General features: G+C 47.6%; 9 protein-coding genes and 1 pseudogene. 9 read left to right on the top strand and 1 reads right to left on the bottom strand.

The features are described from left to right. From WBV27_RS09050 to queA, 6 genes and pseudogenes are all read left to right on the top strand, one after another. Positions 1 to 792, top strand: a pseudogene (locus tag WBV27_RS09050) (DNA mismatch repair endonuclease MutL); the annotation flags it as partial. Between the two features lie 74 nt (positions 793 to 866). Beyond that, positions 867 to 1472 carry a DUF937 domain-containing protein gene (locus WBV27_RS09045; RefSeq protein ID WP_424201361.1) on the top strand — a complete coding sequence of 202 codons (606 nt, stop codon included), beginning with the start codon at positions 867 to 869 and terminating at the stop codon, positions 1470 to 1472. Between the two features lie 107 nt (positions 1473 to 1579). Further along, positions 1580 to 2005: a peptide-methionine (R)-S-oxide reductase MsrB gene (msrB, locus tag WBV27_RS09040; protein WP_424201359.1), complete on the top strand. Its 426-nt coding sequence runs from the start codon at positions 1580 to 1582 to the stop codon at positions 2003 to 2005. A 169-nt stretch (positions 2006 to 2174) separates the two neighbouring features. Then, complete coding sequence (ruvA, locus tag WBV27_RS09035; protein ID WP_424201357.1) at positions 2175 to 2786, top strand: Holliday junction branch migration protein RuvA; 612 nt, start codon at positions 2175 to 2177, stop codon at positions 2784 to 2786. A 5-nt stretch (positions 2787 to 2791) separates the two neighbouring features. After that, positions 2792 to 3805, top strand: a complete 1014-nt coding sequence (gene ruvB, locus WBV27_RS09030; RefSeq protein WP_424201355.1) for a Holliday junction branch migration DNA helicase RuvB — start codon at positions 2792 to 2794, stop codon at positions 3803 to 3805. Positions 3806 to 3821: 16 nt separating this feature from the next. After that, complete coding sequence (gene queA / locus WBV27_RS09025; RefSeq protein ID WP_424201353.1) at positions 3822 to 4850, top strand: tRNA preQ1(34) S-adenosylmethionine ribosyltransferase-isomerase QueA; 1029 nt, start codon at positions 3822 to 3824, stop codon at positions 4848 to 4850. Between the two features lie 72 nt (positions 4851 to 4922). Here queA and WBV27_RS09020 read toward each other — a convergent pair whose 3' ends face one another. Continuing rightward, positions 4923 to 5102, bottom strand: coding sequence for a YjzD family protein (locus WBV27_RS09020; RefSeq protein ID WP_068560596.1), 180 nt, complete (start codon positions 5100 to 5102; stop codon positions 4923 to 4925). A 143-nt stretch (positions 5103 to 5245) separates the two neighbouring features. Here WBV27_RS09020 and dnaE point away from each other — a divergent pair, with 143 nt between their 5' ends. From dnaE to pyk, 3 genes are all read left to right on the top strand, one after another. Continuing rightward, entirely contained in the window at positions 5246 to 8584 is a 3339-nt protein-coding gene (dnaE, locus tag WBV27_RS09015; RefSeq protein WP_424201351.1) for a DNA polymerase III subunit alpha, read from the top strand. Positions 8585 to 8905: 321 nt separating this feature from the next. Then, on the top strand, positions 8906 to 9868 hold the full coding sequence (pfkA, locus tag WBV27_RS09010) for a 6-phosphofructokinase (RefSeq protein WP_424201349.1): 963 nt from the start codon (positions 8906 to 8908) through the stop codon (positions 9866 to 9868). A gap of 51 nt (positions 9869 to 9919) precedes the next feature. Further along, positions 9920 to 11252, top strand: a 1333-nt coding sequence (gene pyk / locus WBV27_RS09005) for a pyruvate kinase (RefSeq protein WP_424201347.1), incomplete at its 3' end; no start/stop codon positions are given.

Below are 11252 nucleotides of genomic sequence, written 5' to 3'. Positions count from 1 at the left end.
CGTGAATACCTTCCCCTTCCAAGTGAAGAACAAGAAGCGTACGCTGTTCCGTTCAGTGACCAGCCAAAGCAGGACCGCAATGAACCAATCGCGCCTTACCTGTCCGGCGAACCAAAAAATCCGGCGGCCCATGAAGAACCGATCATGAAAACCGTCCAGAAAGTCGAAGCGGAGGCAGTGAAGGGACCGGCGAGCAAGCGGCCTTTCCCGGAGCTGCACTTTTTCGGCCAGATGCACGGCACATACCTGTTCGCGCAGAATGAAAATGGCCTCTATATCATCGATCAGCATGCTGCCCAGGAACGCATCAAATATGAATACTACCGTGAGGAAATCGGCAAGGTTTCCACCGATCTCCAAGGATTGCTGATACCGATCATGCTGGATTATCCGGCGAATGAATTCCAGTTGATCCAGGAAAATCGGGATGTGCTGGAATCGATGGGCCTGTTCCTCGAACCATTCGGCCAGAACAGTTTCATCGTCGAAAAGCATCCTGCCTGGTTCACTCCGGGTGAAGAGGAAGACATTCTGAAGGAACTGGTGGAGATGTTTTTGGCTGAAGGCGATATCTCAGTAAAAAAACTTCGGGAAGCGACGGCCATCATGATGAGCTGCAAGCGCTCGATCAAGGCGAATCATTTCCTCAGCGACAAAGAAGCGCGCCAACTGTTGGCCGATCTTGCTGAAACGGATAATCCCTACAATTGCCCGCACGGCAGGCCGGTGCTGATCCAGTTCTCCAACCAGGATATGGAGAAGATGTTCAAGCGGATCCAGGACCCGCACTGAAAGCTTATCATTTCTTATTTCTGCTTATTTATTGTAAAATCAGGATAGTTAAATAACAGATAGGAGTGGGAAAAATGGTGCAAATCAATGACATTTCCGAAATGATGGGCGAACTGAACAAAGAAAGTTCGATTCAGGCTTTGGGCAGCAAAACGGGCGTTGATGCAAGCATTCTGCCGAAATTGGCTGTCGTTGCAATTCCTTTGATCCTTCGGGCATTAAGCAAAAACGCAGAGTCAAAAGCAGGGAAAGATTCCTTATCAGATGCATTGGAAAAACATAAAGGTCAGACCAAAGACGTATCCTCGATCGAAGACGTGGTCAAGAAAGCCGATACGGATGATGGCGATAAAATATTGGATCATGCCTTCGGGGACAAGGATAAAGTCGTGGATCAGATTGCTGCCCAAACAGGCATCAGCAAATCCGAGGTTGCCAAAGTTTTGGCTTCCATGGCACCGATGATCCTGGGCATGCTGGCGGACAAAAAGGATGCTGATGGCTTGGATTCCGACGGTGTGGCCAAACAGACCGACATCTTCTCCAAACAAGCTGAAGAAGCAGCCACGAAAAATTTCGACATCACTGATCTCTTCCCTAAGCAATCCGGAACGACGACGCCAGCTGCAACGGGCGGATTGGGCGGCATTCTGGGAAGCATTTTGGGGAATCTATTCTGATCCAAACCTGAAGAAGCGTGAGCGAAGCAGAACAAGACTTTTTTGTTCTGCTTTTTTGCATTTTTTGATATACTGGAGCAATGAAAAGAAAGGGGTCTGATATCACGATGGACAATAAAGAGGAACAATTGAAGCGCTTGACGCCTTTACAATATGAAGTGACACAGAACGAAGCTACGGAAAGACCTTTTTCCGGCGAATACGATGATTTTTACGAGAAGGGCATCTATGTGGATGTCGTGAGCGGAGAGCCTTTATTCAGTTCTGCTGACAAGTACGATGCAGGCTGCGGGTGGCCTTCTTTTGCAAAACCGATTTCCACTCTGAAGGAGCTGGTAGACCGCAAGTTGATGCGCAAACGCACGGAAGTCCGCAGCTCTCAAGCCGACTCCCACCTGGGGCATGTTTTTGAGGACGGCCCAGCAGAGTTGGGCGGCTTGCGCTATTGCATCAATTCGGCAGCCATGCGCTTTGTCCCTTACGATCGATTGGATGCGGAAGGTTACTCTGAATACAAACAATTATTCGAATAAGCAGCAAAGGAAAGTCCCACGGCTACCGGTCCTGGGATTTTTTCTTGCTTGCACCTGCCAAACGAACGTTCCCGCAGAGAAGATGGCGCAACGGCTGTCATTTCCGTTAAGTTTTATGTTATGATAGAAAATGAATGACAATCAGGAAATGAAGAGTAGGAGCCAAATGATGTACGAATATATAAAAGGTAAATTAGTCTATGTGGGGCCGCTCTATGTGGTGCTGGAGAACGGTGGCATCGGCTACCAATTGCAGGTTGCGAATCCTTTCCGGTTTTCCGGAAGCCTGAACCAAGAGATAACGTTTTACATCTATCAGGCTGTCCGCGAGGATGCGATCACACTGTTCGGTTTCAAGGACTACACGGAAAAGCAGCTGTACTTGAAACTGATCAGCGTCTCCGGAATCGGACCGAAAAGCGGCTTGTCGATATTGGCGAGCGATGATCACCTGGGTCTGATCCAAGCGATCGAAACGGATAATGTGGGGTATTTGGTGAAATTCCCGGGTGTAGGCAAAAAGACAGCCTCGCAGATCATCTTAGACTTGAAAGGCAAACTCGGCGATTTGCTGCCCGATACGTATTGGATGGAAGAGCATCCGGCCCACGAAACAGCTGACGCACAGTCCGCTGTGTTGACGGAGGCATTGGAGGCTTTGGCCGGTTTAGGATATTCGGACCGTGAAGTGAAGAAAATACTGCCGCTATTGGAAAAAGAAAACTATTCCAGCGCCGAAGAAGTGCTTCGTACGGCATTCAAGCTACTTTTAAAAGGGTGATATAGATGACAGCTGAAAACAGAATCGTTTCCGGAAATACGGAAGACCTAACAGAAGATTTGATCGAAAAAACATTGCGGCCGCAAATGATGGCGCAATACATCGGCCAAGACAAAGTGAAAAATGAACTAAAAGTGTATATCCAGGCCGCGAAAGCGCGTAGTGAAGCCTTGGATCACGTCTTGTTGTACGGGCCGCCCGGGTTGGGGAAAACGACACTGGCGATGGTAATCGCCAACGAATTGGATGTCCGCATCCACAGCACGAGCGGACCCGCAATCGAGCGGCCGGGTGATCTGATGGTATTGCTCAATGAACTGGAAGCGGGGGATGTCCTCTTCATTGATGAAATCCATCGCTTACCGCGGATTGTGGAAGAAGTGTTGTACTCTGCCATGGAGGATTATTATGTGGACATCATCATCGGGCAAGGTCCGACAGCCCATCCAGTCCACTTTACGCTGCCGCCGTTCACGCTGGTCGGTGCCACGACCAAAGCAGGCAGTCTTTCGGCTCCCTTGCGTGACAGGTTCGGGATCGTTTCGCGGATGGAATATTACAGCCTTGAAGATCTCCGGCAGATCGTCCATCGCTCTGCGGATGTTTTGTCCACGAAAATCGATGAGTCAGGCGCTGTCGAAATCGCCTTGAGATCCAGAGGCACCCCGCGTGTTGCCAACAGGCTGCTCCGCCGTGTGCGCGATTTCGCCCAAGTTTATCGCGATGGCCTGATCACGAAGGAAATCGCCGACAAAGCTTTGTCCATTTTGAGTGTGGACAACAAAGGGCTTGATGACTTGGATCGGCAAATATTGACGACGATGATCCGATTCTATAACGGCGGCCCCGTCGGTCTTTCGACGATCGCCGCCAACATCGGCGAAGAAATGGAAACGATAGAGGACATGTACGAACCCTATCTGCTCCAATTGGGCTTCCTGCAGCGCACCCCGCGCGGCAGGGTAGCGACCCCTATGGCATATGACCATTTGGGGATCACGTATGATACAGAAAAATAAGTGAGGTATTTTATCAATGAGGACAAGTGATTTTGATTTTTATTTGCCGGAAGAGCTGATTGCGCAGACACCGCTGCTGGATCGTTCGTCATCCCGGCTTCTTGCCCTGGACTCCAAGACTGGAGAAATCACGGACAAACATTTCACCGACATGGTGGAGGAACTTCAGGAAGGTGACGCGCTGGTGCTGAACAACACACGTGTGCTGCCTGCGCGACTGCATGGCGTCAAACCGGATACCGGTGGGCATATCGAAGTCCTGCTTTTGAACAATATCCAAGGGGATGAGTGGGAGACGCTCGTCAAACCAGGTAAACGGGTTAAAGTCGGGACTGTCATCTCTTTCGGGGATGGGCGCTTGACTGCGGAAGTGACGCAATCGTTGGATCACGGTGGCCGCATTTTGAATTTCAAATATGACGGCGTATTTCTGGAAATACTGGAATCGTTGGGCGAAATGCCTTTGCCGCCATACATCAAAGAGACGCTGGATGATCAGGAACGCTATCAGACCGTCTACGCCAAAGAAGTCGGCTCCGCAGCTGCCCCGACAGCAGGGCTCCATTTCACGGCCGAACTGCTTGAGGAAGTAGCCAATAAAGGCATCAAGATCGTCTATCTGACCTTGCATGTGGGCTTGGGGACTTTCCGTCCGGTATCGGTCGATGATATCGCCAGCCACGAAATGCATTCGGAATTCTACCAGCTGACGGACGAGGCAGCACAAACGCTGAATGAGGTCCGATCCAGTGGAGGCAAAATAGTCGCTGTGGGCACGACTTCCGTGCGGACACTGGAAACGATCGGCACGAAATTTAATGGGGAAATCAAGGCGGACAGCGGATGGACCAAAATTTTCATTTCGCCCGGCTATTCCTTCAAGGTTGTCCAAGGCATCATCACCAATTTCCATCTGCCGAAATCGACATTGGTCATGCTGGTCAGCGCTTTTGCCGGCAGAGACAGCGTCCTGTCCGCCTACGAGCACGCAGTCAAAGAAAAGTACCGATTCTTCAGCTTCGGGGATGCTATGTTCATCAAATAGAAAAAAACCTTCAGGAAATTGATCCCTGAAGGTTTTTTCGTTTTTGATGCCGTCTTTAGAACGAACTATCGGTTATTTATGGGAGGCCGTCTTCGGCATCAACGCAGAAACAAGAACTACGATCAGCGCGGTAAAGATACCCGTCATGGTTGCGATCATAAAGTCATAGCTGCCGCCTGATAAGGCGCTGCCCAGATAAACGGATACTTGCCCTAAGATAAATCCCCAAAAAATGATTGCAATATATTTCATGTCGTTTACACCTCTTCTCGAAATTAATTTTATCACTTTTTTTGGAGATGACAAGCATTACTTGTCCAACAACTTTTTCGCTTCTTGGATTAGGACGGGTACGCTATAATGATAGTATTGATTAGAAAAAGGAGGCTACAGACATGTCTTTTGTGCATTTGCAGGTCATCAGTGCCTATTCTCTTTTGCAGACGACTACCCGAATAGAGGATTTGGTCCGCAGCGCCAAGACAAAAGGTTATCAGGCCATCGCATTGACGGACCAAAATGTCCTTTATGGTCAAGTCGACTTCTTCAAACTTTGCAAAAAGTATGCTATCCAACCCATTCTGGGGATCCAACTGGATTTGCCCGGAATCATCAGTAAAGATCGCACCTTTCCTCTCGTCTTGTTGGCGAAGGATTTTGAGGGCTACAAAAAGTTGATGGCTCTGTCGACGATCAGGAATCAGGACGCTTCGGATAAGGAATTACTTTCCCTTTTGGAGGATGATTCAAACCGCATCATCGCGATCACGCCGGGAGAAAAAGGCGAGATCGAAAGCTTTTTGAACGGAAATGATCAGGAAAATGCCAAGGCAGCCAGTTTGGCATGGAAAAAAATCTTCACCCACGGCAATTTTTATTTAGGCGTTCAGCTCCACGAGAAAATGAAACCGATCATCCCGAGGCTGATGCTTATATCACAGGAGACAAACATTCCGACTACGGCTATGCATGACGTCAGATATCTGGAGCCGAGCGACAATTTCAGTTGCCGTGTCCTGAAGGCGATCGAAGCGAACGAAAAAGTAGATCTGCAATCGGAATCTTTGGATGGCACGTATTACTTGCCATCCTGCGGAGAAATCGAAAGGAAATTCCGGGAAGCCGATTTGGTCAAGTCGGCTGAAACGACCCAGAAAATTGCGGACGAAATCCAAATCGACTTGCCTCTGCATCAGTCGCTGTTGCCGCGCTACCCACTGCCTGCCGGGACGACACCGCAGGCATACCTCAGGAGACTCTGCGAAGAAGGGTTGCGTCAGCGGGTCGCTACTCCCGAAGCAGAATATGAAAAACGCTTGGCATACGAATTGGAAGTCATCCATGAAATGGGCTTCGATGATTACTTCCTTATCGTTTGGGATGTGATGGCATATGCCCGAAAAGCGAAGATCATGCCGGGAGCCGGCCGGGGATCTGCCGCCGGTTCGCTTGTGTCATATGTCTTGCGCATCACCCATGTCGATCCCATCAAATACAATCTGTTGTTTGAGCGGTTTTTGAACAAAGAACGCTACAACATGCCGGATATCGATTTGGATTTCCCGGATAACCGAAGGGACGACATTCTGCATTATGTCAGAGACAAATACGGTTCGGACCACGTCGCCCAGATAGCCACATTTGGGACGCTTGCGGCTAAAATGTCCTTGCGTGATACTGCACGGGTATTCGGACTCACGGTTGCGGAGGCTCAAGCTTGGTCAAATGCGATCCCGAATCAATTAGGCATCAGTCTGGCGGAGGCAAAGCAGAAATCGAAAGAACTGCAGAATCTGATCAGCGCGACGGATGTGAATCGACTTTTGTATGAGACTGCCGAAAAAATCGAAGGCGTCCCGCGGCATGTTTCCACTCATGCGGCAGGTGTCGTCATCAGTGACAATCCGTTAAGGGAGATAGTGCCCTTGCAGAAGAAAAATAGCGATCTATATCTGACGCAGTACACGATGGGCAACATCGAAGAAATCGGCCTGCTCAAAATGGACTTCTTGGGGCTGAAAAATCTGACGATACTGAACGATGCAGTGCAGTTGGCCAGCGATGCGCACAAAGAAAGCATCAACATCTGGGAAATACCGATGGATGATGATCGGACCCTCGATATATTCCGAAAAGCGGATACGAACGGGGTGTTCCAGTTTGAATCCCCCGGCATAAAAAATGTGTTGCGCAAGCTCGGGCCGGAATCAATCGAAGATGTCGCCGCAGTCAATGCACTTTATCGACCGGGTCCGATGGAACAGATTGACCTCTTCATTTCGCGGAAAAAAGGGTTGGCCAAAATCGATTATCTCCATCCCGATCTGAAATCGATCCTCGAGGTAACCTACGGGGTAATGGTCTATCAGGAACAAGTCATGCAGGTGGCTTCCCGGATGGCTGGCTTCAGTTTGGGCGAAGCGGATATCCTCAGAAGAGCGATAGGCAAAAAGCAAAAATCAGCCATTGATGAAGAAAGAAAACACTTTATTGAAGGTTCGCTTCAACAAGGCTATTCCGAGCAAACAGCCGAGCAAGTCTATGACTACATCGAGCGGTTCGCCAATTATGGGTTCAACCGTTCGCATTCGGTCGCCTATTCTTTCATAGCCTACCAACTCGCCTACATGAAGGCGCACTTCCCGGAAGCATTTTTTGCCGCTTTGCTGAATTCCGTCAATCAACATTCGGATAAGATGAAGGAATACTTCATCGAACTAAAAAGGCGTAACATCGCTGTTTCCTATCCGGACATCAACACAAGCAACTGGAAATTTGCGCTGCATCAACAGATGATCCAATTCGGCTTGGGCGGGATCAAAGGCCTCAGACGCGATTTCATCCAGGAAATCATCAAAGAACGCCAAGGTCATGGGCACTACAAAGATTTCGTTCAATTCTTGAGAAGGATCCATCCGAAGTGGCTGAAGAACGAAAACATCACACCACTCATCTATAGTGGGGCATTCGACAGTTTCGGGCATTCGCGCGCAACGCTGCTTGACTCGCTGCCGGGTATGCTGAACAGCATCGATTACAGCGGAAATAACATCGATCTCTTTTCGATACTGGAACCGAAATATGTTGAAACGCAGGAACTGCCCTTGTTGGAATTGCTGGATTTGGAGGAAGCTGCACTCGGACATTCATTGAAGGGCCATCCGATTGACCAATTCGGCCAATTGTACAACAACGGGACAGTTGTGTACGTCACCGAGCTGGCTTACGACAAAAAAATGCGCACGATGGGATTGATCAAAGACATCCGAAGAATCCAGACGAAGAAGGGCGATCCGATGGCTTTCGCAAACCTGACGGACAGTACCGGGGAAATCAGCATCACGATTTTCCCCGAGTACTACATCCGATTCATGAAATTGCTGAAGGCAAACCAGTTGCTTGTCGTTGAAGGCAAGCTGGAGCGGTCGAAACAAGCAGACAAAACGAATTTTTTGGTTACACACATCTGGGATGCCGAAGCCTATCAGGAAATGCTGGGTCAAAAAAAGGAGAATGTCTTCATCCGTTTGACAGCGGAAAACAACACGCCTGAATTGTTCGGAAAAATGTACCAGATACTGAACAAGCAACCGGGGGATCATCCTGTCATCCTTTACAACGAAGCCACAAAACAAACAATGCGCTTGACGGCTGAAAACTGGGTAACCATTTCGGCCGATCTGCTTGAATCGCTGCAGGCCATTTTTGGGAGCGGAAATGTTGCTGTCAAATGAAAGTGAAAAGTTGATATCCGTATACTGTTTTCATAAAAGCAAAAGCTGCCAGACATGTTCTGTCGTTTTGGTTGATCCTGTCTGTCTCGGATTCGTTGGAGTCGGACGGTAGTAATAACAATTTGTCCGAATGTGGCGATATTCCGGACAATAAGCCATTGTTTTTCATTGTTTCCTTTTTAACAATCAAAAAAACGTGAAATTAAAAGACATTTTCATAAAAAGATGATAAGATAGTGAAGGACAAATTCAAAAAATATTTAATGCACAGTTTTTTTTGGAAATTGAGAGTTTTTAACTTTATTGATGAGGTGAAGTCTAATGAAACGTATTGCAGTTTTGACAAGTGGTGGAGATGCACCAGGAATGAATGCCGCCATTCGCGCAGTTGTGCGCAAAGGCATTTATGACGGTTTGGAAGTATATGGCATCAATTATGGCTATGCAGGTATGGTAGCCGGAGATTTCCGTCGTCTGACCATTGATGATGTCGGAGACACAATCAGCCGTGGGGGCACAATTTTATATTCTGCCCGCTATCCGGAGTTCGCAAAACTCGAAGGACAGCTTAAAGGGATCGAGCAGTTGAAGAAATTCGGCATCGATGGCCTGATCGTAATTGGGGGGGATGGATCCTACCGTGGAGGAGCAGCGCTTACTAAGTTAGGCTTCCCGACAATCGGTATCCCAGGAACAATCGATAACGATATTCCAGGAACGGATTACACGCTTGGTTTTGATACTGCGATCAATACAGTATTGGAATCTGTGGACAAAATCAGAGATACGGCTACAAGCCATATCCGTACATTCGTTGTTGAAGTAATGGGCAGAAATGCCGGCGACATCGCTTTATGGACTGGTATCGGAAGTGGCGCGGAATCCATCGTCATTCCCGAAAAAGAATTTACAATGGAAGAAGTAGTTGCTGAAATCCAGGAAGGCAGAGCGCGCGGCAAAAAACATACGATCATCATGTTGGCTGAAGGCGTAATGTCAGGTAATGAATTTGCAGAGAAACTTTCCAAATTTGAAGAATTCCATACACGTGTCACTGTTTTGGGCCACGTGCAACGCGGCGGATCCCCATCAGCGAAGGACCGCGTATTGGGAAGCATCTTCGGTTACAATGCCGTTAAAATGTTGGAAGAAGGCAGAGGCGGAATCTGTGTAGGCGTCAAGGGCGATGAAGTTGTGTTCAACGATATCATCGACACACTTGAGAACCAAAAACACTTGCCGTTATTGTCGCTTTACCAAATCAACAAAGAAATTTCTTTCTAACGAAAAGTTGACTTACGTTTTACAAAATATAAAATGAGGTGCTTATTTTCTATGAAAAAGACAAAAATTGTATGTACGATCGGGCCTGCCAGTGAATCTGTAGAAACACTCGTTAAATTGATGAACGCAGGCATGAACGTTGCCCGCTTGAACTTCTCGCACGGAGACTTTGAAGAACATGGCGCTCGTATCGTCAACATCCGCGAAGCATCAAAAATCACAGGCAAAATGTGCGCTATCCTTTTGGATACAAAAGGGCCTGAAATCCGTACAAACAACATGAAGGACGGCATCGTGTCGTTGATCACCGGCGAAACAGTAAGAATCTCCATGACAGAAGTTGAGGGTACGAAAGATAAATTCTCTATCACTTACCCAGAGTTGATCAACGATGTTGTTGTCGGAAACCACATCCTATTGGATGATGGCTTGATTGACCTTGAAGTTATTGAACTTGACAAAGAAAACAATGAAATTGTTACTTTGATCAAAAACTCAGGCATCCTGAAAAACAAAAAAGGTGTCAATCTTCCCGGTATCAAAACAAACTTCCCTGGTCTGACACAAAAAGATGCTGACGATATCATCTTCGGTATCGAAAACGATGTCGATTTCATCGCAGCAAGCTTCGTGCGTCGTGCAAGTGATGTATTGGCTATCACTGAAATCTTGGAAAAACATAACGCAACCCACATCCAAATCATCCCTAAAATCGAAAACCAAGAAGGTCTTGATAACATCGATGAAATCTTGAAAGTTTCTCAAGGTTTGATGGTTGCCCGTGGTGACTTAGGAGTAGAAATCCCTACGGAAGAAGTTCCTATTGCACAAAAAATGTTGATCAAAAAATGTAACGCTTTAGGCAAACCAGTCATCACAGCAACTCAAATGCTGGATTCTATGCAACGCAACCCACGTCCTACACGTGCTGAAGCAGGAGACGTTGCCAACGCTATCTTCGACGGAACAGATGCAGTTATGCTATCCGGAGAAACAGCTGCTGGTGATTACCCGGTTGAAGCTGTTACGACAATGGCTACAATCGCTATCCGCACAGAAGAAGCGATCGTTGGACAAGATGCATTTGCTTTGAAAGCATACAGCAACACGGATATGGCTGAAGCTATCGGCCAAGCAGTTGGACATACAGCACTCAACTTGAACATCCAAACAATCGTTGCTGCAACTGAATCAGGACATACAGCGCGCATGATTTCCAAATACCGTCCAAAATCACATATCGTGGCGGTTACTTTCTCGGAACGTCAAAGACGTGGATTGGCACTTTCATGGGGTGTGTATCCGTTCGTAACCGAAAAACCGGATTCAACTGATGAAATGATGGAATTGGCAACTAAAGTAGCTAAAGAGCAAAACTTTGCTA

It is taken from the genome of Trichococcus sp. (assembly GCF_049589555.1).
GTDB lineage: Bacteria > Bacillota > Bacilli > Lactobacillales > Aerococcaceae > Trichococcus.
Note: the sequence above shows the minus strand (reverse complement) of the source record. Positions and strands in the feature narration are given on the sequence as shown.

Coding starts and splice junctions, on each gene's coding strand:
- msrB (WP_424201359.1), top strand. CDS start 1,580: ATGGACAATAAAGAGGAACAATTGAAGCGCTTGACGCCTTTACAATAT.
- ruvA (WP_424201357.1), top strand. CDS start 2,175: ATGTACGAATATATAAAAGGTAAATTAGTCTATGTGGGGCCGCTCTAT.
- pfkA (WP_424201349.1), top strand. CDS start 8,906: ATGAAACGTATTGCAGTTTTGACAAGTGGTGGAGATGCACCAGGAATG.
- WBV27_RS09045 (WP_424201361.1), top strand. CDS start 867: ATGGTGCAAATCAATGACATTTCCGAAATGATGGGCGAACTGAACAAA.
- queA (WP_424201353.1), top strand. CDS start 3,822: ATGAGGACAAGTGATTTTGATTTTTATTTGCCGGAAGAGCTGATTGCG.
- dnaE (WP_424201351.1), top strand. CDS start 5,246: ATGTCTTTTGTGCATTTGCAGGTCATCAGTGCCTATTCTCTTTTGCAG.
- ruvB (WP_424201355.1), top strand. CDS start 2,792: ATGACAGCTGAAAACAGAATCGTTTCCGGAAATACGGAAGACCTAACA.
- WBV27_RS09020 (WP_068560596.1), bottom strand. CDS start 5,102: ATGAAATATATTGCAATCATTTTTTGGGGATTTATCTTAGGGCAAGTA.